The organism is Streptomyces sp. NPDC058308 (genome assembly GCF_042880275.1).
GTDB lineage: Bacteria > Actinomycetota > Actinomycetes > Streptomycetales > Streptomycetaceae > Streptomyces.
On record NZ_JBHVZA010000007.1, the window covers coordinates 187123 to 212966 of the forward strand.

Annotated in this window: 24 protein-coding genes; 14 read left to right on the forward strand and 10 right to left on the reverse strand. The window is 70.8% G+C overall.

Features of this window, described 5'->3' with window-relative positions; genetic code table 11:
• Positions 1–49: 49 nt before the first annotated feature.
• The 3 genes from ACFVYL_RS12630 to ACFVYL_RS12640 all read left to right on the forward strand — a co-directional run bounded on the left by ACFVYL_RS12630 (position 50) and on the right by ACFVYL_RS12640 (position 2557).
• Positions 50–655: a hypothetical protein gene (locus ACFVYL_RS12630; protein WP_389714954.1), complete on the forward strand. Its 606-nt coding sequence runs from the start codon at positions 50–52 to the stop codon at positions 653–655.
• 292 nt (positions 656–947) lie between these two features.
• On the forward strand, positions 948–1553 hold the full coding sequence (locus ACFVYL_RS12635) for a hypothetical protein (protein ID WP_389714956.1): 606 nt from the start codon (positions 948–950) through the stop codon (positions 1551–1553).
• A 47-nt stretch (positions 1554–1600) separates the two neighbouring features.
• On the forward strand, positions 1601–2557 hold the full coding sequence (locus tag ACFVYL_RS12640) for a hypothetical protein (protein WP_389714958.1): 957 nt from the start codon (positions 1601–1603) through the stop codon (positions 2555–2557).
• 19 nt (positions 2558–2576) lie between these two features.
• Here the strand turns inward: ACFVYL_RS12640 and ACFVYL_RS12645 are convergent, their stop codons facing one another.
• The 5 genes from ACFVYL_RS12645 to ACFVYL_RS12665 form a co-directional block, all read right to left on the reverse strand.
• The gene (locus ACFVYL_RS12645; RefSeq protein ID WP_389714960.1) at positions 2577–3173 is read right to left on the reverse strand and encodes a hypothetical protein; all 597 of its coding nucleotides are present in this window, start codon (positions 3171–3173) and stop codon (positions 2577–2579) included.
• A 1-nt stretch (position 3174) separates the two neighbouring features.
• The gene (locus ACFVYL_RS12650) at positions 3175–3858 is read right to left on the reverse strand and encodes a hypothetical protein (RefSeq protein WP_389714962.1); all 684 of its coding nucleotides are present in this window, start codon (positions 3856–3858) and stop codon (positions 3175–3177) included.
• Entirely contained in the window at positions 3858–5231 is a 1374-nt protein-coding gene (locus tag ACFVYL_RS12655) for a hypothetical protein (protein WP_389714963.1), read from the reverse strand. Before ACFVYL_RS12655 ends, ACFVYL_RS12650 begins: the two co-directional genes overlap by 1 nt.
• Positions 5231–5536, reverse strand: a complete 306-nt coding sequence (locus ACFVYL_RS12660; RefSeq protein WP_389714964.1) for a hypothetical protein — start codon at positions 5534–5536, stop codon at positions 5231–5233. The genes ACFVYL_RS12655 and ACFVYL_RS12660 overlap by 1 nt, the downstream gene beginning before the upstream one ends.
• 166 nt (positions 5537–5702) lie before the next feature.
• Complete coding sequence (locus ACFVYL_RS12665; RefSeq protein ID WP_384250691.1) at positions 5703–6002, reverse strand: WXG100 family type VII secretion target; 300 nt, start codon at positions 6000–6002, stop codon at positions 5703–5705.
• Positions 6003–6271: 269 nt separating this feature from the next.
• Here ACFVYL_RS12665 and ACFVYL_RS12670 point away from each other — a divergent pair, with 269 nt between their 5' ends.
• Both ACFVYL_RS12670 and ACFVYL_RS12675 read left to right on the forward strand, forming a co-directional pair.
• Positions 6272–11038, forward strand: a complete 4767-nt coding sequence (locus ACFVYL_RS12670; RefSeq protein ID WP_389714966.1) for an FtsK/SpoIIIE domain-containing protein — start codon at positions 6272–6274, stop codon at positions 11036–11038.
• 45 nt (positions 11039–11083) lie between these two features.
• The gene (locus ACFVYL_RS12675) at positions 11084–11749 is read left to right on the forward strand and encodes a hypothetical protein (protein ID WP_389714968.1); all 666 of its coding nucleotides are present in this window, start codon (positions 11084–11086) and stop codon (positions 11747–11749) included.
• Here the strand turns inward: ACFVYL_RS12675 and ACFVYL_RS12680 are convergent.
• Entirely contained in the window at positions 11733–13436 is a 1704-nt protein-coding gene (locus ACFVYL_RS12680) for a serine/threonine-protein kinase (RefSeq protein ID WP_389714970.1), read from the reverse strand. The genes ACFVYL_RS12675 and ACFVYL_RS12680 overlap by 17 nt on opposite strands.
• A 201-nt stretch (positions 13437–13637) precedes the next feature.
• Between ACFVYL_RS12680 and ACFVYL_RS12685 the strand changes: the two genes are divergently transcribed.
• Positions 13638–14657 carry an alpha/beta hydrolase gene (locus tag ACFVYL_RS12685; protein WP_389714972.1) on the forward strand — a complete coding sequence of 340 codons (1020 nt, stop codon included), beginning with the start codon at positions 13638–13640 and terminating at the stop codon, positions 14655–14657.
• Between the two features lie 9 nt (positions 14658–14666).
• On the opposite strand, the gene ACFVYL_RS12690 is transcribed toward ACFVYL_RS12685, so the two are convergent.
• Complete coding sequence (locus ACFVYL_RS12690; RefSeq protein WP_389715097.1) at positions 14667–15554, reverse strand: menaquinone biosynthetic enzyme MqnA/MqnD family protein; 888 nt, start codon at positions 15552–15554, stop codon at positions 14667–14669.
• 305 nt (positions 15555–15859) lie between these two features.
• Here ACFVYL_RS12690 and ACFVYL_RS12695 point away from each other — a divergent pair, with 305 nt between their 5' ends.
• Positions 15860–16063 carry a cold-shock protein gene (locus ACFVYL_RS12695; RefSeq protein WP_006138897.1) on the forward strand — a complete coding sequence of 68 codons (204 nt, stop codon included), beginning with the start codon at positions 15860–15862 and terminating at the stop codon, positions 16061–16063.
• A 349-nt stretch (positions 16064–16412) separates the two neighbouring features.
• Here ACFVYL_RS12695 and ACFVYL_RS12700 read toward each other — a convergent pair whose 3' ends face one another.
• Entirely contained in the window at positions 16413–16973 is a 561-nt protein-coding gene (locus tag ACFVYL_RS12700) for a helix-turn-helix domain-containing protein (RefSeq protein ID WP_389714973.1), read from the reverse strand.
• 96 nt (positions 16974–17069) lie between these two features.
• On the opposite strand from ACFVYL_RS12700, the gene ACFVYL_RS12705 reads away from it, so the two are divergent.
• Together ACFVYL_RS12705 and ACFVYL_RS12710 are read left to right on the forward strand one after the other, a co-directional pair.
• Positions 17070–17843: an AzlC family ABC transporter permease gene (locus ACFVYL_RS12705; RefSeq protein WP_389714975.1), complete on the forward strand. Its 774-nt coding sequence runs from the start codon at positions 17070–17072 to the stop codon at positions 17841–17843.
• Positions 17840–18154 carry an AzlD domain-containing protein gene (locus tag ACFVYL_RS12710; protein WP_389714976.1) on the forward strand — a complete coding sequence of 105 codons (315 nt, stop codon included), beginning with the start codon at positions 17840–17842 and terminating at the stop codon, positions 18152–18154. The genes ACFVYL_RS12705 and ACFVYL_RS12710 overlap by 4 nt, the downstream gene beginning before the upstream one ends.
• On the opposite strand, the gene ACFVYL_RS12715 is transcribed toward ACFVYL_RS12710, so the two are convergent.
• Entirely contained in the window at positions 18120–19940 is a 1821-nt protein-coding gene (locus ACFVYL_RS12715) for an AMP-dependent synthetase/ligase (RefSeq protein WP_389714978.1), read from the reverse strand. The two genes, ACFVYL_RS12710 and ACFVYL_RS12715, sit on opposite strands and share 35 nt — an antisense overlap.
• A gap of 142 nt (positions 19941–20082) precedes the next feature.
• Between ACFVYL_RS12715 and ACFVYL_RS12720 the strand changes: the two genes are divergently transcribed.
• The 4 genes from ACFVYL_RS12720 (at position 20083) to ACFVYL_RS12735 (ending at position 23760) form a co-directional block, all read left to right on the forward strand.
• Entirely contained in the window at positions 20083–21117 is a 1035-nt protein-coding gene (locus ACFVYL_RS12720) for an AraC family transcriptional regulator (RefSeq protein ID WP_389714979.1), read from the forward strand.
• 201 nt (positions 21118–21318) lie between these two features.
• Positions 21319–22485, forward strand: coding sequence for a lipase family protein (locus ACFVYL_RS12725; protein ID WP_389714981.1), 1167 nt, complete (start codon positions 21319–21321; stop codon positions 22483–22485).
• Between the two features lie 124 nt (positions 22486–22609).
• Complete coding sequence (locus tag ACFVYL_RS12730; protein ID WP_389714982.1) at positions 22610–22747, forward strand: hypothetical protein; 138 nt, start codon at positions 22610–22612, stop codon at positions 22745–22747.
• Positions 22744–23760, forward strand: coding sequence for a molybdopterin-dependent oxidoreductase (locus ACFVYL_RS12735; protein WP_389714983.1), 1017 nt, complete (start codon positions 22744–22746; stop codon positions 23758–23760). Before ACFVYL_RS12730 ends, ACFVYL_RS12735 begins: the two co-directional genes overlap by 4 nt.
• Before the next feature lie 113 nt (positions 23761–23873).
• Here ACFVYL_RS12735 and eno read toward each other — a convergent pair whose 3' ends face one another.
• On the reverse strand, positions 23874–25160 hold the full coding sequence (gene eno / locus ACFVYL_RS12740) for a phosphopyruvate hydratase (RefSeq protein ID WP_389714985.1): 1287 nt from the start codon (positions 25158–25160) through the stop codon (positions 23874–23876).
• A 181-nt stretch (positions 25161–25341) separates the two neighbouring features.
• Here eno and ACFVYL_RS12745 point away from each other — a divergent pair, with 181 nt between their 5' ends.
• Positions 25342–25776: a MarR family winged helix-turn-helix transcriptional regulator gene (locus tag ACFVYL_RS12745; protein ID WP_389714987.1), complete on the forward strand. Its 435-nt coding sequence runs from the start codon at positions 25342–25344 to the stop codon at positions 25774–25776.
• The last annotated feature ends 68 nt before the right edge of the window (positions 25777–25844 follow it).

A 25844-nucleotide genomic window follows, 5' to 3' on the forward strand; every position in this document is an offset into this window, starting at 1 on the left:
TCGTCGAGCTCTTCGGCGCCGTCATGACCACGTTCCGCTGGAGGACCGAGTGACCGTCACCTTCTCCCTCGACACAGACAGCGACGCCACCGTCTGGCCCGCCATGCCGATCCTCGGCGAGGGGCGGGGGGCCGCACGCGAGCGCAAGAAGTGGGCGCGGCGCACTTCCGAGCTTCTCTGGGGACTCGTCGACGATGAACCGGTCGACAAGAAGCAGGTCAAGATGCTGGCCTTCGAGCTCGACTCGGCGGCCGAGCTGATCCCCAAGACCGTGCCGGCGCACCAGATCTTCCTCTACGTTCCCGACCCGCGGCGCGAGTTCCTGACCTTCCTCGTGCACGCGGGGCCGAGTGAGGGTGACGTCGACACGACCCTGGACGAACTCGTCCAGAAGAACGAACCGGGCGCCGCCCAGGAACCCGAGGTCATCGACTTCGACACCGAACGACTGGGGCGCGGCAAGCGTTCGATCCGCTACTTCGTCGCGGCCAAGGCCGAGGCGATGTGCTGCTCGGTGAATTACGCGTGGCGCCTTGAGTCCCTGGGCATCGACGTCATCGTGCGCACGCTCGGCGAGGACATCGGGTGGATCACGTCGAACATCGACGAATTCGACGACTTCGCCCGGAGTCTGTTCATCAATCTGGAGCGGTGAAGCAACGGCAGCGGCGTGCCAGGCCATCCCTCACTTTCAGTCGTTGCAACAGAGAACGACGGCCCGGCAGGGGGTGAGCCCGGCGCTTCGGTCCACGCCCTTCCTCGACGGAAACAGGACGCTTTCCGTCCGTCTCTCCCCGATGTGGGTCGTTATGCACGGCCCCTCGGGCAGATCCACCTGGCGACACCTGGATGCTCACCGATAGCGTCGGATCGCTTTGCTTGTTTCTCGCCCCTCCTGGGAGTCAGCTGTGAACCACCGCACTCTTCCCGTTGCTGCCGTGCTTTTCGTGGCCACGGCGCTGTCGCTGACAGCCTGTGGCAGTGATTCCGACGCGAACGAGCCGATCAAGGGGGCCGAGCAGGGCGACGCCGGCAGCACGCCGAGTCCCAAGGCATCTCAAAGCTCATCGGCCAAGGTCGCGGACTTCGACCTGCCCAGCGACATCAAGGTCCACATCACCCCGGACAAGACCGGCGACAAGGCCAAGGACGCGATCCTGCGCGCGCAGGCGGAAGTGCTGATGGCACGTCAACGCGTCTTCGTTGACCTCGACCCCAAGTCCACGTTCCTCTCGACGTACTTCACGGGCAAGGCCGAAGCGTTCTACACACAGCAGTTGCAGCAGGCGAAGAAGCGCGGGAAGACCATCTCCGGGACGTATCGCTACTACGACCGCAAGGTCACCCAGCACACTTCCGACCTGGCCTACGTGTCCTACTGCGAGGACCAGACGAAGGCTTTCCCGAAGGACGTCAAGACCAAGAAGGTCGAGTCCACGACGCCCACTCCGAACGACTACACGCGCTACGACACGGTCCTCAGGAAGGCGACCGGCGGCGTGTGGCAACTGCAGAACCTCAGCGCCCGCCCCGACGCCAAGGAATGCCAGTGAGGAACCCTCAGCGGCGGCTGCTCGCCGTCTCGTGCGGGGCCGCCCTCATGTCCCTCCTGTCCATCCAGGCCGCGACCGCCGGAGACGAGCTCGGGAAGGCGCCGGAGGGGAGCGTGGAGCAGGGAGGCGGCTCCGGGGGAGGATCCGTCTCGGCTCAGGTTCAGTTCGCCACGAATTTCAAGGAAGAGAAGGGCGCGGCCTATATCCAGCCCACTGACTCCTCCTGGAAACCTCCCGTGTGCTGGACGCAGCCAAAATTCAGCCCGGAGCAGTACAAGAAGGAAACGAAGAAGACTTCCCCGGTCGACCCGGAGACAGGCAAGACCGTCCCCGGTTGGGACAAGGGGAAGGAATTCCACGAGAAGGACGACGGCGCATGGTGGTATCGCACCTATGCCGTGGACCAACTGAAGTCGGGCAATCTGAAGCCCGGCGACCTCAGCCACTGCAACTCGATACCGGGGATCCAGTGGGTGGAGCAGGGAGACGCCAAGCCCCCGAACGCCCTCTCGCCCAAGGACCTCGCCGGTCTCGCGTTCGCGGAAACGAAGCTTCCCGCCCCTCCCGTCACCCTTCGTCCGACCGACCATCAGATCGTGAACCTGGGGACCCATGTGAAGTTCGAGGCACCCCTCGAACCTGTCTGGGTGACGGCCACCTTCAATCACTTCGGTATCCATATGGCCGCGACCACCGTCGCGACGCCCGTGGGTCTTCGCGTGGACGCCGGCACTGAATTCGCGGACCCTCAGACCTGCGACTACGACCTGGAGAAGGCGGGAGACGGCTACAGGGTGGACACCTCCAAGTCCGCCTGCAACATCGCCTACAAAAAGTCCTCAGGCGATGGCACCTACCCTCTTCAGGCCCAGATCACCTGGAAGGTGACGTGGACCGACTCCGCGAATCCCGCCGGACCTCCGCGGAAACCGGAGCTCCCCGACGGCCTGTCCACCTTCGAACAGGACGTCTCGGTCAAGGAGGTTCAGTCCGTCAATCGCTGACCCGCGATATCGAGTCGGCCTACTCCCAGTGGAGCGTCCCGGCCACGGTGTCGAAGAGCTCCACCATCTGTTGCGCCAGACCCTCCATGGGGGTGGAGAAGGTGAGGTTCAGCCACTGCCTGCTCGCGGGGATCGGAACGTGATACGTCACGGTGGTCGTCGCGAGCGTGTTGCCCATCTGGCGCTCGGGATCAGCGGCTTCGGTCTTCTCGGTGCGTACCGCGTCGCCCGCGGCGTCCAGTGTCCGCACCTCGGCGGGGCGCCCCGTGTCCGCGAGCCGGCGGGCCAGATCGTGGGCCGTGCTGCAGCCGGGCCAGCCGTCGGGGAGCAGGCTCACGAGCAGCGACGACGCCAGCGGCAGGCCCTCGACGGTCAGCAGCGAGATGTACAGCTCGACACCGCCCTCGCGGTGGGCCGCCTTCGCCTGCTTCTGCAGGTCCCGCATCAGGCGTTCCTTGAGTACGGGCGCGTTGTCGATACCTTCGAACTGCCGGTCGGCCAGTGCGGCGATGCCGCGGTCGCGCTCGTCGGGGTCGAGGTGCAGTTGGAACCAGCCGGCGGGCACGAAGATCGTGTAGTCGCTGGGCGGGGTGTCCCATTCGGTGCGGAGAGGCATTTCAGAGCTCGCTGGGGGGTTCGGGGGCGTTGGCCGGGCCGGGCTTCAGGGAGGCGGGCACGAGACGCAAGGTGGGCACGACGCGGTCCACGAGGTCCGTCAGCTCATCCGTGCGCTCGAAGTTGTGCCACCTCGCCTCGACCAGCAGGATCTCCTCGTGACCGGTCGGCCAGACCCAGTACCGGAGACACTCGCTGAGCTTCCTGCCCCAGCCGAAGCGCCGCTTCTCGACCAGCACCGCCTGCACCCGAACAGCCGGGCCGATCGGCAACTCGACCTCGGTGATCTGGGCGTCACCCTTCACTTCGGCGTAGGACCACTTCAACAGCATGTCCCGGTACTCCTCGGGCGACGGTCGTGTGACCCCGTCCTCTCCGTAGGCGAGGACGGACATGTCCGCCAGGAACACACCACTGTCCGTATAGGCGACAGCGGTCAAGAGTGGTCCGGACTCGTAAACCGACAGGGCATGCTTCTCCAGTTCTTGCTGAAGCGCCGCCTTGCCGACATCCAGACGCAGCGGGTCGAACTGATCCACCAGGCCTGCGGCCAGCTGGCGGGCCTCCGCCCGGGTGCCCTCGAGGAGCGTGAGACCGAGCCATCCGCCGTCGAAGTCGAATTCGACAGTGAAATCATCCTCAGGACCGGGCAAACTTCCGTCTGGATTCTGTTGCTCTTGCTTCATCACGACACCTCGTCGAAGAACAGGCCGCCGGCGGTGACTCCACTGCCGGCCACACTCAGCTGCGTCGCCCTGCGCGACAACTTGTTGACATCGAACCCTGCGTCTCCCAGGCCCTTACCCAAAAGCTTGGCTTCGCTGAGGGATGACGCCGCCGACGAATCTGCCAAGGTGAACGACTTGCCGATCCCCTTCAAGGGATTTCCGTTCCCGACCTCCTTCAGTGTCCGCCCCATCTCACGGTAACCCCCCTTGAAGACGGCCTTCCAAGTGGATCCACTGAACAGTTCCGTGACTGGCTCCCGGATCGACTTCGCGATGTCGCCCTTTTCGAGCCCCTTGATGACACCGGCATCACGGTTGAACTTCTGACGGTTGCGCTTGAGCTGCCGCCCGGTCAACTTACCGGCCTTGGCCTGCTGCATGCGGTCCACAAGGCCCTTGGCATACCGTCCGCTGACCTTGGACATCGCCTTGCCCGCGCCCATCATCAACAGCCCCACCGCAGCCGTGGCAAGCGCTGTCCACGACTCGTCACCCATTCCGACCTGGATCGCAGTGCAGGCGATGTTGACCAGCGTGGCCAGCATGGACACGGCGCCCAGGAACCCCGCCAACCCCTGACCGACGACAGGGATCCAGCCGACCGCCAAAGCGGCGATACCGGCCCACTTGGAGATTTCCTCCGTCCAGTGCGCCACTGAGTCCACGACATCGGCGAAGTCGTCCCAGAACCCATCCTTGAGCGCATCGTCGGAGATGACGTCGTCGATGGCGTCACGCGCCTTGCGCGCCGCATCGTCGCGGATGCTCTGCGCCTTCTGGAGCTTGTTCCTGGCCGCCTCAAGGGACTTCCCGGCGGCCTCCGCCCGGCCTTCCAGCTTCTTCTTGCGCCCCTTGTCGTCGCCCTTGGCGCCGTCACCCTTCCCGGGTTCCCCGGACAGGCCATCGAGGCTCTTCTTGGCGGCGCTCTTTTCGGCCTCGGCCTCCTGCGCCTCCTGCCGGGCGATCTCCGCGATGCGCTGGGCACGGTGGAGTTCCGTGGCGTAACTGCCGGGTTGCGCCGCGGCATTCGACTCGTAGTCGGAACCGTGGTCCACGATGCGGTCGCCGACCGCGTCGGCCACGGTCTTGTAGCGCTTGTGCGCGGCTTCCAGACGGCCGCGGCACTTCTTGGCCTTCTCGCGGAACTCGTTACCGGCGTCGCTGTCCCAGGACTTCACCTCGGACGCCGCCTTGAGATGACGAACCTGGCGTTCGAGCTCGTCTGCCGTCTTGCGGAGCTTGCGGCCCAGTTGTTCCAGTCGGACCGGATCGCCGGGGATCGGGTCCTGATCCGCCAACGGCTGCCAGTCCTTGGGGCGCGCGCCGGCCATCAGGGCTTCTTCTTGTCGGCATCGCGGAGGGCCTTGGCCAGCTCACTGTCGATCGTCTCGTATGCCTTCGCGGCGGCCTTCGCGATGTCGCCGAGGCGTTTGATCTCGTCGCCGAGTTCCTCGCGGTGGCTTTCCCAGTTCTCGACGAAGTCCCCGAACTGCCAGGCGAGGTCGTGTTCCCCGAAGTCGTCTTCGTACTGTCCCTTGAGTTTCCCGAGACCGTCGAACGCTTCCTTGATCTTGCCGAGCCCGACGCCCATCTCGCGGATGACGTTCAGGTCGTCGATCCTCGAGTACTCCCCCACGAGGCATCTCCTCCGTGCGCCGTAGTCTTCCGTCGCTCGTCGCTGCCGCCCTGCCGCCCTGCCGCCCTGCCGCCCACAAGCCCTCAGCGTCTCCAAGGGCCGTGAACCGAGGCCGGGGCGGCGGATGCGTCCCGCCGCCCCGGACTGACCGCTCGTGCCGAGTCGGCTACTTCCGCGCGGCCTTGCCCAGCTCGTCATCGATCTGCTCGTACTTGTCCGCGGCATTGGTCAGGTAGTCGCCCATGCCGTCCAGACCGTCGATGGTCTTCTTCGCGCCCTCGACGAACTCGTCGAAGTTCTCGTCGAACGCCTTCGAGGCGCTCTTGGTGACGAAGCCCGTCTCGACGAGGTGCTTGATGTACTTCTTCAGACCGTCGAGCTTCTCGTGGAGCTTGTCCTTCTCCTTGACCACGTGCTTGGCCGCGTCACGCATGTCCTGATATGTGACATCAAGGTCCTTGGCCATGAGGCTCTCTCCCATACAACTCGCCGCAGGGCCAACCCCCGTGGCTCCCTCAACGCGGATGGTGTGATCTTCCGCTCTTGCGCCAGCAGCTTACGGGTGGGGCTGGTGGGATCACAGCCCGGTTCAGTCACAGCTCTGCTATGAGCGACTGCGAAGTGGTGCGAAGCCGCGGGTGCGGTTTGCCGGTGGGGCCGGGCACAGGCCGTTGCCGGTGGGAAGGGGGGAGCGGATATCGTCAGGCGCATTGTTCAGCTCCGGGGAGGACGATCGTGCGCCTGACTCTGACCGTCGTCGATCCGTTCGGCGGGGGCTCCGCCGACGTGGTTCTCGACGCCGATCCCGAGTCCACCGTGCAGGACATCGCGGTGGAACTGGCCCGGCAGACCGGCCGCAGCGGCGCGCAGATCATTCCGATCGGGCAGGGGCAGCAGGTGCCGGGCGGTGGCGCGCCGATGATCTACGTCGACGGGTACGCCGTCGACCCCACCGCGACCGTCGTCACCTCGCCGCTGCGCGAGGGCGCCGTCGTCAGCCTCGACGACCCCGCGGGGTGTCTGCCGGGCGAGCCCTCCGGTCTGGTCGAGCTGCGCGTGGCGAGCGGGGCCGCCGCGGGCTCCGTGCACCGGCTCGGCATCGGGCGGTACGACATCGGCAGCGGGCCCGCCGCGTACATCCGTATCGACGATCCGGAGATGCCGGCCCGCGCGCTGACGTTGTCAGTTGCAACCGACGGCACCTGCCAGGCCACCCTGCACGGGGAGGCGAAGGACAAGGAGGGCGTCACCCTCGACGGCGAGCCCTTCGGTGTGGAGAAGGAGGAGCCCGAGCCGGCCGCGGCGCCCGCGCCCGAGGGCGAGTCCAAGAAGGACAGGAAGGCCCGGGAGAAGCGGGAGAAGCAGGAGAAGCGGGAGTGGAAGGAGGCGCGGGCCAAGGCTCGGGCGGCAGGGCGGCGCGACACCGTCCCGTGGCCGCTCGGCGCGCAGATCGCCGTCGGCAACACCCTCCTCGAACTCGTCCGGTACACGCCCCCGAACGCCGCCCTCAAGTGGTCCGAGGACGGCGCGGGGCTCGACTACAACCGGCCCCCGCGGCTGCGCCCGCCCGAGCGGCAGACCACCTTCCGGCTGCCCGCCCCACCCCGCGAGTTCGAGGCGCGCCCACTGCCGTGGCTGATGGCGCTGTTCCCGCTGGTCGGTGCCGTCGTGGCGGCGATGATCTTCAATCGCTGGTACTACCTGATCATGGCGGGGCTCAGCCCGATCATGCTCTTCGGCAACTACTTCATGGACAAGAAGCACGGGCGCAAGTCCCATGCGAAGCAGGTCAAGGAGTACAAGGAGACGAAGGCGCGGATCGAGAAGGACGCCCAGGACGCGCTGGTCGCCGAGCGGCTCGACCGACGTAACGCCGTGCCCGATCCCGCCGCCGTGCTCGCGCTCGGCACCGGGCCCCGCACGCGGCTGTGGGAGCGGCGGCGGACCGACGGCGATCACCTGCTTCTCCGGTTCGGGACCGGGCAGCTGCCCTCCGAAGTCGTGCTCGACGACCCGGAGAAGGACGAGCACCGGCGGCAGGTGACCTGGAAGATAGAGGACGCGCCCGTCGCGCTGCCGCTGAAGGGGCTCGGGGTCATCGGCATAGCCGGGCCCGACGACTCCGCCACCGCGCTCGGGCGCTGGGCCGTCGCGCAGACCGCGACGCTGCACAGCCCGATGGACGTGCAGTTGTACGTCCTGACCGAGAACACGTCCAGGGACAGCTGGGACTGGGTGCGGTGGCTGCCGCACGCCCGCCCCTCGGGCGGGCAGGACATCAACGTCCTCATCGGCACGGACGCCGAGACCGTCGGCGCCCGCATCGGTGAGCTGACGCAGATCCTCGACGCGCGCGTGAAGGCCGCGGAGGAGAACAAGGGCCAGGGCGCGAACTTCTCCGACCCGGACATCGTCGTGGTGTGGGACGGCTCGCGGCGGCTGCGGTCGCTGCCCGGTGTGGTGCGGCTGCTGCGTGAGGGGCCCGCGGTGCACATGTACGCGCTCTGCCTCGATACCGAAGAGCGGTTCCTGCCCGGTGAGTGCCAGGCCTTCGTGGTCGCCGAGCCGAAGCCGGATCCCCACGCGTACGCGGCCGGGGCGGGGGCGGCGGGCATGCCGGTGTCCGCGGGCGTGCCGAACGCGCCCGCCCAGCCCACGCAGGCCCCGCAGGCCCCCGGCGGCTTCCCCTCCTTCCAGGCGTGGCACCACACCGCGCCCGACACCCGCCAGACCGGCGCCCCGCGCGAGCTGCGGCTGCGCGTCGAGATGTCGGGCGCGGAGCGGCTGCGCGACGTACGGCCCGACTTCGTGACCCCCGCCTGGTGCCTGCGCCTGGCGCGAGCGGTCTCGCCCCTGCGCGACATCAGCGGGGAGACCGAGGACTCCGCGCTGCCCGGGTCGAGCCGGCTCCTGGACGTGCTGCAGCTGGAGCCGCCGACGTCCGGCGCGATCACCGCGCGCTGGCAGGCGGGCGGGCAGTCGACGATGGCCGTCATCGGTGAGTCGTACGACGGGCCGTTCGGCATCGACATGCGCAAGGACGGCCCGCACGGTCTGATCGCGGGTACGACCGGTTCCGGTAAGTCGGAGCTGCTGCAGACGATCGTGGCCGCGCTGGCCGTGGCCAATACGCCCGAGAACATGACCTTCGTCCTCGTCGACTACAAGGGCGGCTCCGCGTTCAAGGACTGTGTGAAGCTGCCGCACACCGTCGGCATGGTCACCGACCTCGACGCGCACCTCGTCGAGCGCGCCCTCGAATCGCTCGGCGCCGAGCTGAAGCGGCGCGAGCACATCCTCGCCGACGCCGACGCCAAGGACATCGAGGACTACCAGGACCTGGTGCGGCGCGACCCGTCGCACGCGCCCGTGCCGCGACTCCTCATCGTCATCGACGAGTTCGCCTCCATGGTGCGTGACCTGCCCGACTTCGTGACGGGTCTGGTCAACATCGCCCAGCGAGGCCGTTCGCTCGGCATCCACCTGCTGCTCGCCACGCAGCGGCCCTCCGGTGTGGTGTCGCCCGAGATCCGCGCCAACACCAACCTGCGCATCGCACTGCGCGTCACCGACGGCGGCGAGTCCAGCGATGTCATCGACTCCCCCGAGGCCGGGCACATCTCCAAGAACACCCCCGGTCGCGCGTACGTAAGGCTCGGACACGCCTCCCTCGTGCCCTTCCAGTCGGGACGCGTCGGTGGCCGTCGCCCCGGCGCCGCCGACCCGGCCCTCCTCGCCCCCTGGGTCGACACCCTGGACTGGTCCGCGCTCGGCCGCGCCTCGCTGGTGAAGCCGAAGGCCCAGGCCCGCGAGGAGGAGGAGATCACCGACCTGAAGGTCCTTGTCGACGAGATCATCGAGGCCAACCGCACGCTCGGCATCCCCGCCCAGCACAGCCCGTGGCTGCCCGCGCTCGGCGAGACCCTGCTGCTCGACGAGATCCCGGTGCCCGCACCGCGCACGGCGCCCGGCTCGCTCACGCCCGCCGCGTTCGGCGTCGAGGACCTGCCCGCCGACCAGGCGCGCCGCCCGGTCGTCGTGGACTTCGCGAGCTTCGGCCACCTGATGATCGGCGGTGCGCCGCGCTCCGGCCGCTCGCAGGTGCTCCGTACGATCGCGGGCTCCCTGGCGCGCACGCACTCCTGCGCCGACGTCCACATGTACGGCATCGACTGCGGCAATGGCGCGCTGAACGCGCTGACCCGGCTGCCGCACTGCGGCGCCGTCGTCGGCCGCAACCAGACCGAGCGCGTGGTGCGCCTCATCAACCGCCTCAAGGGCGAACTCACCCGCCGCCAGGAGCTGCTTGCCGACAAGGGGTACGCGGACATCGGTGAGCAGCGCGCCGGCGCCGCCGAGGACGAGCGCCTCCCGCACCTGGTCGTGCTGCTCGACCGCTGGGAGGGGTGGCTGCCCACGCTCGGCGAGATCGACCACGGTTCGCTCACCGACGAGATCACCACGATCATGCGGGAGGGCGCGAGCGTCGGCATCCACATGATCATGACGGGTGACCGGCAGATCCTGGTGGGCCGCATCTCCTCCCTCACCGAGGACAAGTACGGCCTGCGCCTCGCGGACCGCTCCGACTTCTCGATGCTCGGCATCCCGGCCCGCAAGGTCCCCGAGGAGATCGCGCCGGGCCGCGCCTTCCGTAACGAGAGCGGCACGGAGACGCAGTTCGCGCTGCTCTCCGAGGACTCCACGGGCCAGGGGCAGGCCGCGGCGATCGCCGCGATCGGCGAACGGGCCGCGGCCCGCGACGCCGAAGTCCCGCGCGCCCGGCGCCCGTTCCGTGTCGACACGCTGCCGAGCCGCATCTCCTTCGAAGAGGCGTGGGAGCTGCGCGACCCGGACGCCTCGCGCTCCAAGCTGTGGGCGCTGGTGGGCATCGGCGGCGACGAGGTCATGGGCTACGGGCCCGACCTGGCGCAGGGCGTGCCGGCGTTCGTCATCGCGGGCCCGGCCAAGTCGGGGCGCTCGACGGTCCTGATGAACATGGCGCGCTCGTTCCGCTCGCAGGGCGTACGTCTCGTCGTCGCCGCCCCGCGCCAGTCCCCGCTGCGGGAACTGGAGGGCACGGAGGGCGTGTTGAAGGTCTTCACCGGTGACGACATCGACGAGGACGAGTTCGAGGAGCTCATCGACGAGGCGGACGCGTCCCGCGAGGAGCCCGTCGTCGTCCTCATCGACGACGCGGAGATGCTGGAGGACGCGGACGCGGCCAGCCAGTTCAAGCGGATCGTCCAGCGCGGCGCCGATCAGGGCCTCGCCCTGGTGCTCGCCGGTGACGAGGAAGACGTCTGCAGCGGCTTCTCGGGCTGGCAGGTCGACGTGAAGAAGGGCCGCCGCGGCATCCTGCTCTCCCCGCAGGACAGCTCCAGCGGCGACCTGATCGGGCTGCGGATCTCGCGCAGCCTGGTCGGCGGCCCGATCACCCCCGGCAAGGGCATGCTGCACCTTGGCAACGGCGAACTGGCGACGCTGACGACGCCGTTGTAAGCACCCAGGCAGTTGTCAGCACCCAGGTACAGGAGCGGGGGCATCGTGGGCGGTTCGGCGAAGAAGGCGCGACGGCGCGCCGCGGGGCCCGCGCTGCGGTACGAGCATGTGCCGGGGGCGCGGACGGCGGGCCGTCGGCCGGGCAAACGGAGGCGGGCGGAAGAGGGTGAGGAGAACAACTGGCTCTTCGGCACCCTGATGTGTCTCACCGTGCTCGTGGTGATGGCCCTGTTCGCCCTGGCGGGCATGGCCTGGAACGCGACGCTGTGGGGCGAGGTCGCGCCCGCCTGGCCCGGCGGCGGCTACGGCTTCGCGGTCACCATCGGGCTCCTCGTCCCGCCCGCCGCGGCCGCTATCATCGTCCCGCTCAGCCGGGCGAACTGGAAGAAGGAGCCGCTCCGTTCGACCGGGTGGGCGGTCACGGCGCTGCCGGGCGTGGCGCTGTCGTGTCTGCTGCTTCTGCTCACCTTCGGGGCGACCCGGCCCAAGCACCGGCGCAGGGGGCCGGGGTGCTTCGCGCACGGCGAGGCCTGCTGGGTCCACGAGCAGTACCCCTACCTGTGGGCGCCCGGGATCGCGGCGGCCGTGCTCTGCGCCGCGGTGGGCGGCCGGCTCGCCTACCTGTACATCAGGAGGCGGCGCGCCCGCCGCACGCCACCGGAGCCCAGTTCACCAGAGCCCAGTTCGCCGGAGCTCAGTTCACCGGAGTGAGCCGCGCCTTCGGGTCCCCCGCCCCCGGATCGTCCGACGTGTACGCGAGGCTCTTGCCGTCCGGCCGGAGATGGACCGTGTGCGTGGTCTGGGAGCACTGGCCGCCGTTGTTCTCCGCCCCCTTGCCCGTCGCCACGACTTCCTTCTCCGTGGCCGACTTGAGGGTGAGGACGTCCGTGCACGTGTTGCCGATCGGGTCGTGCTGCACCACCGTGCCGAGCCGCTGCCCCGGCTTCGTCTGGCGCAGGGTGACCGTGAACGTGCCGAGGGGGACCCTGCCGCCGCTCGCGTCGGCCTTGCCGCGCCACGTGCCGAGGTAGGCCCCGGGGACCTCGCCGCCGTCCGCGGAGTCACCCGGCTCGCTGGGTGCCGCGGTCGCCGCCGGGGGCTGTTCCCCCGCGTCCTGCGACGCGTCGTTGTCGTCCGGCAGCATCCCGAAGACGAAGACCGAGCCGACGGTGACGGCGGCCAGCGCCCCGGCCACCGCGAGCGCGACCGTACAACTCATCCTGCGGCCACGGCCGTGCGCGCCCTCCGGTACGGACGTCGCGGCCACGGATACGGAGAACCTGCCCGGCGGGCGGGTGTCCGCCAGGGACTCGGCGCGGGGCTCCGGCACGGCGGCGGGCGCCTGCGGGGGCGGGGGCCGGTCCGCGAACCCGACGGACGCGACGTACGAGGGGTCCGGGGGCCCGAACACCCCCTGGGCGGCAGAGGTCTCGAACGCCACCGGTCCGGAGGGGGCGTCCACCGGCGCGGCTCCGGCGGCCGCTCCCGCCCCCGCTCCCGCCCCCGTGTCCAGGTCGAGCAGCCGCACCGCGCGCCGGCTCACCCGCTCCACCACCGGCCCCGGCAGCCATCCGGCGGCCACGAGCCGGGCCGCGCCCTCGGGGGCGAGGCGGCGGGCGAGGTCGCCGGGGGCGGGCCTGGCGGCCGGGTCCTTGGCGAGGCAGGCGGCCGCGACGTCCCTCAAGTCGCCGGTCAGCGCGCCCAGTTCGGGCTCCTCGTGGACGACCTTGTAGAGCAGGGCGGCCGACGAATCACCGGGGAAGGGTGACTCCCCCGTCGCCCCGTACACCAGGACCGCGCCCAGCGAGAAGACGTCGGCCGCGCCCGTGACGGCCTTGCCGAGGATCTGCTCGGGCGCCATGTAGCCGGGCGAGCCGATGGAGACGCCGGTGGAGGTGAGCGAGGCCGTGCCGTCCGTGGCGCGCGCGATGCCGAAGTCGATGAGGCGCGGCCCGTCGAGCGTGAGCAGGACGTTCGACGGCTTCACGTCGCGGTGGACGAGCCCCAGCGCGTGCACGTGCGCCAGCGCCTCGGCGAGACCGGCGCCGAGGACGCGTACGGAGTGCTCGGGCAGCGGCGCGCCCTCGCGCACCGCCTCGGTGAGCGAGGGCCCGGCCGCGTACCCCGTGGCGACCCACGGCACGGGCGCCTCCGGGTCCGCGTCCAGGACGGGCGCCGTCCAGTCGCCGCCGACCCGCCGCGCGGCGTCGACCTCGCGTCGGAAGCGGGCGCGGAACTCCTCGTCGAGCGCGAAGTGCGGGTGGACGATCTTCACGGCGACCGTGCGGCCGCCCGCGCTGCGGCCGAGGTAGACCCGGCCCATACCGCCCGAGCCGAGCCGGCCGAGCAGCCGGTAGGGCCCGATCGCGGCAGGTTCGTCGGCTTCGAGCGGATGCATGACCTTGACCTCCCCCAGGCGCGACGCCGGACACCTCGCGCGGATCGGTACTGCGGATCGGTACTGCGCATCGGCGCGCGCGGGTCAGCACTGCGGGTCAGCGTAGTGCGGAAGCCGGTGAGGGAACGCCCCTGCCCGGGTTCCCCTCTACCTGGGCGTAATGACCGTATTGCTCGTCTACGTCCCCATACCGAGGTCCTCATGAACCGCCGCCGCCCGTCCCCCACCGCCCTCGCCGCGACCGCCGCGGCCCTGACTTCGGCGCTGCTCCTGTCGGCCTGCTCGTCCGGCAAGGGCGAGCCGGTGAGCTTCGACGACCCCAAGCCGCCGGGCGCCACCCGGCAGGCGAAGAACGCGGCGGCCGACAGGACGCTGCTGCCCACCGGACCCAGGTCGGCCTTCGTCACCGAGAACACCCTGGAGGACGGCACAAAGATCGCCGTGACGACGCTCAAGGGAAAGAAGTCCGGATTCACCGGCAAGGTATGGGTATGGGCCCCGAAGCAGTACTTCGACCCGAAGTACGCCGACAGCGGCTTCCCGGTACTGATAGCCCTGCCCGGCGGCAACGGCTATCCCAGCAATTACTGGATGGGGACCGACCTCAAGCTGGAGAGCAGCATCGCCAAGTGGTCGGGACAAGGCAAGAGCCTGCCGTTCATCGTGGTGATGCCCGTACTCAATCCGGACGCAAAGAACTATTACGACGGCAGCGATATACCGGGACAGCCCAGAATGGGCACCTGGATGACGGACGACGTCCCCGATTTCGTCAAGGCGAATTTCCGTACGTTCAAGTCCCGCGACGGCTGGGCCTTCATGGGTTCCTCGTCGGGCGGCTTCGTCGGCCTGAAGTCCGTCCTGAAGCACCCGGAGAAGTTCCGGGCCGTCATCGCGAGCGGACCCGACCTCGTCCCCGACTCCCCGCTCTGGGCCGGCCACGAGAAGGAGCGCCAGGCCGACAACCCCGAGAGGCTGGCCCGCCGCCTCGCCGAACGCAACGGCCCCGAGGTCGACCTCGCCTTCCAGATCGGCACGGAGGAGTCCGGCCAGGCCAAGCTGCGGTCCTTCATCAAGACGTACGGGAAGGGCCCCGTGAAGACGCGGCTCAACGTCATCCAGGGCGGCGGCCACAACGCGCGGAGCTACGTCCCCGCCATGGCCGACGGCCCCATCCAGTGGATCAGCAAGCACCTGCAGGCGCCGATCCCGAGCAGGTGACCGGCCAGGTCAGGGGCTCAGCAGCGCCACTTCGACGTCGGCCGGGAAGCCCGTGGTCGGGCCGACCCTGCGGGCGAACTCGGTGACGCCGGCCAACTGCTCGCCGCCGAAGCGGAAGTCGAGCGTCGTGAAGTACCGCTCCAGGACACCGGCGTCGAAGGCCTCCCAGCGCGCGGCCTGCTCGGCCACCTTCGTCACTTCCTCCAGGGAGAGATCGCGGGAGGAGAGGAACGCCTTGTGCACCTCGCGCACGACCTCCGGCTCGCGCGCCGCGTACTCGCGTCGCGCCGCCCAGACGGCGAAGACGAACGGCAGGCCCGTCCAGTCCTTCCACATCTGCCCGAGGTCGTAGACGTCCAGGCCGAGCCGCGGCCCGTCGATCAGGTTCGCGCGCAGCGCCGCGTCGCCGATGAGGACGGCGGCGTCCGCCTCCCGCATCATCAGCCCCAGGTCGGGCGGGCAGGTGTAGTACTCGGGCCGCACGCCGTGCCGCTCGGCGAGCAGCAGCTGCGCGAGCCGTACGGAGGTGCGCGAGGTCGAGCCGAGCGCGACGCGGGCGCCGTCCAGCCGGTCGAGCGGCACCTGCGAGACGATCACGCAGGACATGACGGGGCCGTCGCAGCCGACCGCGAGGTCGGGGAAGGCGACGAGCTCGTCGGCGTTCTTCAGGAACTCGACGAGCGTGACGGGCGCGATGTCCAGCTCGCCCCTGACCAGCTGCTCGCTGAGCTTCTCAGGGGTGTCCTTGGTGAGCTCGAAGTCGAGGAGCGTCCCGGTCCGCGCGAGCCCCCAGTACAGGGGCAGGCAGTTCAGGAACTGGATGTGACCGACGCGCGGCCGGGGGGTGCGGCGGGAGCCGTGTCGGTGTTCGGCGCCTGCCTCCGCGGAGGCGTCCAGGGGAGAATTGTCCACATCGGGGAGGCTAGCCCCCATGCGGTACGGTGCGGGCGCCGGGGCGCCGACGCGCCTCTCGTCAACCCCGTCGGGGGCCTCGTCAAACCTCCGGGTGACGTGATCTTGCCCCCTATTGCATTCCGCCGTCTGCGTGCTAAGCTCGCCGCAAGTTGCAGTTTGGTTTCCCTTGCAGTACAGAGCCTGCGGAGCATGTAACTCCGCGGGCTCTCGTCGTTTTCAGACTTATGCAGTTGTTTAAACAATCGCTGGTTCTGGAGCAGGGCAACCCTTTGGCCCAAGGAGGGCTTATGGCTACCGGAACCGTGAAGTGGTTCAACGCTGAAAAGGGCTTTGGCTTCATTGCCCAGGAAGGCGGCGGCCCGGACGTCTTCGTCCACTACTCCGCGATCAACGCCAACGGCTTCCGCTCCCTCGAGGAGAACCAGGCCGTTTCCTTCGACGTGACGCAGGGTCCGAAGGGCCCGCAGGCGGAGAACGTCACCCCGATGTAATCGGGCGCCTCACGCGAGTGGGGCGTGTGGTTGCTCCGGTGACCAGATCCGGAGATTGAGAGCAGTACCCAAGGAGCCCTGCTCCTCCGCGGTTGCGGGGGAAGCGGGGCTCCTGCCTTTTGCTGGCCCCTGGGCCTTGGTTGGGCGGGCGGTGGGGTTCGGGGGGCTTCGCGTCGGGGGGCTGCTGCGGGTTCGATGTGGCTGGGTGCGCAGTTCCCCGCGCCCCTGAGAGGGCTGAGCGCGTGCTTTCCTGCGGCCCTGAGGGGGCTGAGCACGTGTTTCCCTGCGGCCCTGAGGGGGCTGAGCGCGCAGTTCCCCGCGCCCCTGACGGGGCGCTGCCGCGGTCCCATCAGGTGTGTTGCATGATCAATACGAATGTTGTGGCGGGGGTCAGGGCCTCGTAGGCGTGGGGGACGTCGCCTCGGTAGGACATGTAGTCGCCGGGGGAGAGTTCGACCGACTCGCCCTGGGGGCCGGCCAGGAGGCGGCCCGTGCTGATGATCAGGTGTTCCACCGAGCCGGGGATGTGCGGGGCGGACTCGCGCGGGGCGCCCGGCTCCAGCGCGCCGTGGTAGATGTCGCGCCGCACGCCGGTCGGGCCCGCCGAGAGCAGCGTGCCCGAGTAGGAGGAGTTCTCGGCGAGCATCGTCGGGCCCTCGCCCGCGCGGATCACCGTCACCGCGGGGGCGGGCGACTCCACCAGCACGCTGAACGGCACGCCGAGCGCGACGGCCAGGGCCCAGAGCGTCTCGATGCCGGGGTTGCCGGTGGCCGCCTCCAGCTGGGACAGCGTGGACTTCGCGATACCGGCGCGTTTGGCCAGTTCGGAGAGGGAGAGTCCGGCCTTGGTGCGCTCGCGGCGCAGGGCCGCCGCGACCCACTCGCGCGGCATGCGGGACCCGTCGGTCATCTGTGCTTCTCCTCGGTTCTCTCCCCGTTGCGTTCGGCAGAGCGGACCAATCGTTCGGCTTGACGAACGACGCCCGCTCCGCTCATCCTACGACGCATGCGTTCGCCACACCGAACAGACAGCCCACCCCACCGAACGGACCGGGCAGCCGGCGGCCTCGTGCGCGTCTCCGACCTGCCGCCCGGCGTCCTGCGCGACATCGCCCTCGTCTGGCTCGCCGACGCCGTCGTCGGCGTCTCCTTCGGCGCCATCGCCGTCGCGGGCGGGCTCCCCCTGTGGGTCCCCGTGGTCATGTCGCTGCTCGTGTACGCGGGCTCCGCCCAGTTCAGCGCGGTCGGCATCCTCACCGCGGGCGGCGGCCCGGTGGCCGCGGCCGCCACCGGGCTGCTGCTCAACTCCCGCACGGCGGCGTTCAGCCTGGCCCTCGCCGACGACCTCGGCCGGTCCTGGCCCGCCCGGCTGATCGGCGCCCACCTCGTCACGGACGAGACCGCCGCGTTCGTCCTCGCCCAGGAGGGCCGCGCCCAGCGCAGGGCGGCCTTCTGGATATCCGGCATCGGCCTGTTCGTCGCGTGGAACCTCAGCGTGCTCGTCGGCGCACTCGCCGGGTCCGCCCTCGGCGACACCGACCGGTTCGGGCTCGACGCCGCGTTCCCCGCGGTGCTCCTGGCGCTGGTGCTGCCCGCGCTGCGCGGTGACAGCGCGGCGCGGCGGGCCTCGGCGGCCGGCGCCGTCATCGCGGTCGTCGCCGCGCCGCTGCTGCCCGCGGGCGTGCCGGTGCTGCTCGCCCTCCTCGGGCTGCTCGCCGCGCGGCGCGGGCCCCGCCGCCCCGGCCGCCCCCGCCCCGCCTCGCCGAGGAGTGCCTCGTGAACGCCACGCTCGCCTGTGTCCTCGCCCTCGCCGCGGGCACCTACGCCTTCCGCCTCGCCGGGCCCGTCCTGCACGGCCGCGTCGAACTCTCCCCCCGCGTGCAGGAGTTGCTGACCGTCGGCGCCACGGTGCTGCTCGTCGCGCTGCTCGCCACCGGCGCGCTCACCGAGGGGCAGGACTTCGCGGGGTGGGCCAGGCCCGCCGGAGTGCTGGCCGGCGGCGTGCTCGCCTGGCGCAGGGCGCCGTTCGCCGTGGTCGTGGTGGGCGCGGCGGCGACTACGGCGCTGTTGCGTCTCGCGGGGCTGTCGTAGCGCCCCGCGCCGCCGGACCCCGCCCGGAGGGCCCGCCCCGCTCGTACAGCTCCTCCACCACCCCCGCGTACCGCTCCGTCACCGCCTTCCTGCGGACCTTCAGGCTCGGCGTGAGGAGGCCGTCCGCCACCGTGAAGTCCTCGTCCAGGACGGCGAACGCGCGGATCCGGGCGGGGCGTGAGACGGCCGCGTTGGCGGCTTCCACGGCCTCGCGGACCAGTGCCCGCACGCGCGGGTCGCGGGAGGCGGGATCCGTCAGCGTCACCCCTTCCCGCGCCGCCCAGCCGGTCACCTCCTCCGCGTCGAGCGTGACGAGGGCGACCGGGTAGGGGCGGCGGTCGCCCACCATCACGGCGCGGGAGACGAACCGCGAGGTCTGGATGGCGAGTTCGCTCAGCGAGGGGGTGAGGTTCTTGCCGCCGGAGGTGATGATGAGGTCCTTCTTGCGGCCGGTGATCGTGAGGAAGCCGTCCTCGTCGAGCTCCCCCAGGTCGCCGGTGTGCAGCCAGCCGTCCTCGTCGAGGGTGTCCTGAGTGGCCCGCGGGTTGTTGTGATAGCCCGGGAAGACCATGGCGCCCCGCGCGAGGACCTCCCCGTCGTCGGCGATGCGCAGCTCGACGCCGTCCACCGGGCGGCCGACGGTCCCGTAGCGCACGGAGCCCGGGTGGTTGAGGGTGAGGACGCCCGCCGACTCCGTCATCCCGTACCCCTCGTAGACCGCGATGCCGCAGGCCCGCAGGAAGTCGACGGTGTCCGGCGCGATGGGCGCGCCACCGGTCAGCGCCCACCGGACACGCCCGCCGAGCGCCTGCCTGACCAGGCCGTAGAGCGCCTTGTCGGAGGCTTCGTACGCGTCCCTGAGCTCCTCGGGCAGCACGCCGTCCGCCGCGAGGACCCCGATGCGGACGGCCTCGTCGAACCGTTCACGGCCGCCCTCCTGCACCTCGGCGAGGGACAGCACCACCGACCTCACCTTCTCGAACAGCCGCGGCACGGACGGCAGATGCGTGGGCCGCGCCTCGGCGAGCTCGGCGACGACGTCCTCGACGCGCCCGCCGAAGAAGGTGAGGGTGGCGCCCCCGATGAGCGTCGTGAACTCGATGAGCTGGGCGAGGAGATGGGCGAGCGGGAGGTAGAGGTACGTCGAGTCGCCGGGGCCCCCGTCGACCAGCGGCACGGACGCGGCCTGCACGGCGAGCAGGTTGCCGTGCGTGAGCAGACAGCCCTTGGGCGGCCCTGTGGTCCCCGAGGTGTAGATGATGGTGGCCAGGTCCTCGCCGCGCCGCGTCTCGGCGCGCGCCAACAGCTCCTCCAGCGAGCCGATCTCGTCCGGTTCGCGGGTCATCAGGACCACGTGCCGCACGCCGGGCAACCGCCCCCGCAGCCGCTCGATCTTCGCCGCCTGCGCCTCGTCCTCGCAGATCACCACCGAGGCGCCCGAGTCCGCCACGACCCAGGCGACCTCGTCGTCGCCCGCCGTGGGATAGACCGGCACCACCACCGCGCCCGCCGCCAGGACACCGAAGTGCGTCCAGGTCCACTCGGGGCGGGTCTCTGCGAGGACCGCGACACGGTCGTCCGGACGGACCCCGAGCGCGAGCAGGCCCCGGCCGACCCGGCGCGCGGCGTCCCGCAGCCCGGTGTACGACAGCTCGGTCCACGCCCCCTCGCGCCGAAAGCGCAGCGCGGGCAGCTCCCCGTGGCGCTCCCCCGCCCACTCGGCCAACAGGGCCAGCGTGCCGGGCAGTTCGGCCGGGTCCTTCGGGTCCTTACCTGTCTGCTGCATGAGTACGACGCTAGGGAGCGCGCCCGGCCCCCGGGATGACGGGAAACGTCAGCACCACTGACCGGGGCGCTCAGCCGGGTGCACGGGTTTCCGGGGGCCACGCGGTGTTCTGGGCAGGCCCTCCCGGCGCTAACGTCGTGACATGGCCAGGCGGACGATCACCGTGCACCATGTGCGGGCCGTGCTGCGCGGCGCCGAACGGCGCGGCGTCGACACCGTGCCGCTGCTGCGGGGAGCGCAGATCCCGCCGCTGCTCCTCGGCGACGACCAGGCCTGGGTCACCGCGCCCCAGTTCACCCGTCTCTTCCGGGAGTTGTACCGGGCCACGCAGGACGAGTTCCTCGGCCTCGGCGCCGCCGTCAGCAGACCGGGCACGTTCGCGATGATGTGCCAGGCCGCTCTGGGCTGCCGTGACCTCGGCGCCGCCGTGCAGCGGGGCACCACCTTCTACGGCCTGTTCCCGGGCGGCCCCGACCTCGTCCTGGAACGCCGCGGGGACGAGGCGGTGTTCGGCGTCCGCAACGACCTCGAACAGGACTACTTCCTCGCCGAGTGCCTCGTCATCATCTGGCACCGCCTGTGCAGCTGGCTGATCGGCCGCCGCATCCCGCTGCGCTGGGCCGAGTTCGGGCACCCGCCGCCCCCGCACAAGGACGAGTACGAGGTGCTCTTCGGCTGCGCCGTACGGTTCGGCGCCGAGCGCACCGGCGCGGGGTTCGACGCGCACTGGCTGGACGCGCCGCTGATCAGGGACGAGGACGCGCTGGACGAGATGCTTCGCCGGGCGCCCTTCGAGCTGCTCACCCGGCGCGAGTACGGCACCACCGTCGCCGAGCAGGTGCGCCGCGTCCTCGCCCGCGCGCTGCGCACCTCACCGCGGCTGCCCTCACTCGGCGAGATCGCGGCGCGGCTGGCGGTGAGCCCGGCGACGCTGCGCCGCCGGCTCGCCCAGGAGTCCACGTCGTACCAGCAGTTGAAGGACGCGGTGCGGCGGGACGCGGCGATCGCCGGTCTGGTGGAGGGCCGCGAGCCGATCGCGGAGCTCGCCGCGCGGCTCGGCTTCTCCGAGGACACGGCCTTCCACCGGGCGTTCCGGCGGTGGACGGGGACGACTCCGGGTGCCTACCGGACGGAGACGGAACGGCCCTGCGGGGGGCCTGGCCCGCACCACGGCTGAGCCCCCGACTCCTCGTAGCGGATCGCCATGTCGTGCAGGACCGCCGCACGGCGCCCGGTGTCCGCGATCCGGGGTCAACGAAGGTGAGCGTCCCGGTCAGCCCCGAACTTACTCACAGGTCACTACGGTCGTTGCCGCAACACCCCGGAACACCCCGGTTCCAGCAACACCCCTGCCCCTGAGGACAGTTGGGAGAGCCGCATGCACACACGCACCGGCGTCGGAGCGTGGGCCGTGGTGGCCGCGCTCGGCCTGTCGGCCGTCGCCCCGCTCACCACGGCGCACGCCGACCAGAGCACGGCCGCGGCCGTGTCCCCCGGCGACATCGTGAGCTCCGCCCCGAGCAGCTTTCACCCCCTGCCGGGCCAGCCGACGAACACCAGGGCCTGGAAGATCCACTACCGCTCGACCACGGCCAAGGGCGAGCCCAACACCGTCTCCGGCACGGTCATCGTCCCGCAGGACGGCCACAAGGGACCGCGCCCCCTGATCACGTACGCCGTCGGGACCGTCGGCGTCGCCGACCGCTGCGCGCCCAGCGCGGGCTTCCCGAACGGCACCGCCGTGGAGGCCAATCTCATCCAGCAGCTCACCCTGCGCGGCTGGGCGGTGGCCGTCACCGACTACGAGGGCCTCGGCACCCCCGGCGACCACACCTACACGGTGGGCCGCGCCGAGGGCCAGGCCATGCTGGACGCCGCCCGCGCCGCGATCCGGCTGCCCGAGGCGGGCCTCGGCAAGGACACGCCCGTCGGCATCATGGGCTACTCGCAGGGCGGCCAGGCCTCGTCGTGGGCGGCCGAACTGCACGGATCGTACGCACCCGACCTGGCCGTCAAGGGCACGGCGACCGGCGGCATCCCCGGTGACCTGCTGAAGGTCGCGAAGTTCAACGACGGCTCGTACGGGTCCGGCCTGATCTTCATGGCGGCGCTCGGCCAGAACGCGGCCTTCCCCGAGCTGAAGCTCGACTCCTACCTGAACCCGGTGGGCAAGGCGCTCGTCGGCGCCATGAAGAACTCCTGCGTCGCGGACGGCGCCGTGCTCGGCTCCTTCAAGACGATCGCGTCGATGACCACGAGGAACCCCCTCGACGAGCCCGACTGGCAGCAGCGCCTGAACGAGTCGCGGGTCGGCACGGTCAAGCCGGACGCGCCCGTCTACCAGTACCACGCGCTGGCCGACGAGCTCATCCCGTACGGCGTGGGCAAGCAGGTCCGCGAGGACTGGTGCGCCCGGGGCGCCACCGTGGAGTGGCACACCGTGCCGGTCGGCGAGCACGTCAGCGGCGTGATCACGCAGTCGCCGCTCGCGGCCCAGTGGCTGGCGGACCGGTTCGCGGGGAAGCAGGTGCGGGGCAACTGCTGAACTCCCCCGCCCCGCCGGGAAAAAGGAGTGGGCAGCGGCACGTCGTCCCCCTAGGATCTTGAGGTTTGCGGAATTCGAATTCTCGACTTCCGCACTACTTCGAGAACCGGGGGGACTTCTCGTCATGCTGATCACACCCACGGCCCTGGCCATGCTGACCCTGTTCGTCCTGGCGATGAAGGCGTCCGACACGACACCGCACCGCCGCGCGACCGAGCCGGACATCAAAGCGGAGGGCCCCGGACAGGGAGCCGCCCGATGACCGCACCGTCTCCGCAGACCGCAATCAGGCCCACGGATGCGGGCCTCGCGCCGCTGACGCCCCCGCCGGGCGACCCCTCCCTCGCCGACCCCGCCCCCGGCCCCGACTTCGTCACCCCGGTCGACCACGTCTTCGTCCGCACCCACCTGGGCCTGCCGGAGATCGACCCCGCCGACTGGACACTGACGGTGGAGGGCCTGGTGGAGCGGCCCCTGCGCCTGGACCTCGCGGCGGTGCTCGCCCTGCCCGCGCGCCAACTGACCGCCTTCCACGAGTGCTTCGGCAGCCCGCTCCGCCCCGACACACCGACGCGCGCGGTGACGAACGTGGAGTGGACGGGCCTGCCCCTGGCCGCGCTCCTGGACCGCGCGGGCCCGCTGCCCGCCGCCCGGCACGTGGTCTTCGAGGGCGCGGACACGGGCTCCTACGGCGACGAGGACGGCCTCTCCTACGTGAAGGACCTGCCCCTCGACACGGCGCACCGCGACGGCTTCCTGGCCCACGGCATGAACGGCGAGCCGCTGCGCCCCCGGCACGGCCACCCCCTGCGGCTCGTGGTCCCCCGCATGTTCGGCACGAACTCGGTGAAATGGCTGACCCGGATCGTGCTGACGGACAAGCGCCCGCAGCACATGTTCACGACGACGTTCTACACACGGACCCTGCCGGGCGGTTCCGTGCCGCAGCCGGTGCGCGAGGTCGACGTCAACAGCAAGATCCTCTCCCCCGCGCCGGGCGACGAACTCCGGCGCGGCGCCCTGACGTTCAGGGGCCGCACCTGGTCCACGACGCGAGTCGTCCGCCTCGACCTCTCCGTCGACGGCGGCCCCTGGGAGCCCGCCACCCTCGACGTCCCCGGCGGCGAGCCTGCCTGGCAGGGCTTCTCCCTGCGCCGCCGGCTCACGCCGGGCCCCCACACGATCCGCTCCCGCGCGACGGACGCGGCGGGCCGCGTGCAGCCACCGCCCGGCTCCCGCAACTCGGTTCACGAGGTCGCTTTTACGGTGGCGTAGGGCCACAGGTCTACGGTGGCGTAGGGCCACGGGTTTACGGTGGCGTAGGGCCGCCGCAGGGACGGCCGAGCCCCGCCGCCATCCCACGGAGCAGGCTCTGTGGCTTTCCGGGCCTACCCGGCGTACCCGTACCTCGCCGACGCGCCCAGCTCCTCCTCGATGCGGATGAGCCGGTTGTACTTGGCCGTGCGGTCGGACCGGGACAGGGACCCGGTCTTGATCTGCCCGCACCCGGTGGCGACGGCCAGATCCGCGATGGTCGTGTCCTCCGTCTCGCCGGAACGGTGGGAGATGACCGCCGCCCAGCCGGCGCGCCGCGCGGCGCCCACCGTCCCGAGCGCCTCGGTCAGCGTCCCGATCTGGTTGACCTTGACCAGCACCGCGTTCCCCACTCCCGTACGCACGCCTTCCCGTACCAGCGCCTCATTGGTGCAGAACACGTCGTCCCCGGTCAGCTGGCACCTGTCGCCGACGCGTGCCGTCAGCTCGCGCCACCCGTCGAGGTCGTCCTCGGCCATCGGGTCCTCCACCGAGACGATCGGGTACGCGTCGAGCAACCCGGCCAGGTAGTCGACCTGTTCGGCGGAGGTGCGCCGGACGCCCTCTCCCGTGTACTCGTACACGCCGTCCCGGTAGAACTCCGACGTCGCCGGGTCCATGACGAGGCCGAGGTCCGTGCCGGGCCGGTACCCGGCACGCTCGATCGCGGCCACGACGAAGTCGAGCGCCTCCTCGGCCGTGCGCAGCGCGGGCGCGAAGCCTCCCTCGTCGCCGACGGCCGTGGAGTGGCCCGCGGCCAGCAGGTCGCGGCGGAGCGTGTGGAAGACCTCGGAGCCCATCCGGACGGCCTCAGCGAAGGTGCCCGCGCCCACCGGCGCGATCATGAACTCCTGGAAGTCCAGCGGGTTGTCGGCGTGGGCGCCGCCGTTGACGATGTTCATCATCGGCACCGGGAGCACGCGGGCGTCGGCGCCGCCGAGGTAGCGGTAGAGCGGCTGCCGGTGCGAGGCGGCGGCGGCCTTCGCGGTGGCGAGGGAGACGCCGAGCAGGGCGTTGGCGCCGAGCCGCGCCTTGGTGGGCGTGCCGTCCAGCGCGACGAGCGCGGCGTCGAGACCGGCCTGGTCGTCGGCGTCGCGCCCGGTGACGGCGTCCGCGATCTCGCCGTTCACGTGGGCCACGGCGCGGTCGACCCCCTTGCCGTGCCACCGCCGCGGGTCGCCGTCGCGCAGCTCCACGGCTTCGCGGGCGCCGGTGGAGGCGCCGGAGGGCACGGCGGCGCTGCCCAGGGAGCCGTCGGCGAGGAGGACGTCGACCTCGACGGTGGGGTTGCCGCGGCTGTCGAGGACGGTGCGGGCGGTGACGCGGCGCACGGTGGTGGATTCAACTGACCGGTCGGGCATGGGAGTTCCTTCCCGTTGTCGTCTGCCGGACGTGGCTGCGACGACGCTGGCGCTTGGCCCGACGCGAAAACTATACAGCGCTGCTGTTCACCTTGGCTGTACACCTTTGCTGTACACCTTTGCTTTACACCTTTGCTGTTCAGTCCTGCTGCGCAACGGCGTTTCCGGGTTAAAGTGCCCTATGCCCACCCCGGAATCCGCCACCGTCGCCGCCGAACTGCGTACCGCGATGGGCAAGCTCACCCGGCGCGTAAAGCGCGAGGACCGGATCCCGCACGGGCAGATCGCCGTACTCGGCGTCCTCGACCGCGACGGCGCCATGACCACCAGCGATCTCGCGACCGACCAGCGCGTACGCCCCCAGTCGATGGCCCGAGCGGTCGGCCTCCTCCTCGACCAGGGCCTGGTCACGCGCAGGGCCCACCCCACGGACGGCCGCAAGTCCCTGCTGGAGCTGTCGGAGGCCGGCGCGGCCGCACTGGAGGCGGAGCGCGGCCGCCGGGCCGGCTGGCTGGCCCTCGCCATCGAGACGGAACTCAACGATGCCGAGCGGGAGTTGCTCGCGCGCAGCGCGGCCCTGATGGAACGGCTGGCCGCGGGCCGGGAACGGCCGTGAGAGCGGGCCCCGCGAGAGGGGTGCCGCCAGCCACGGTCAGTCGTCGAGCGCCACGCTTTCGGGCGTGA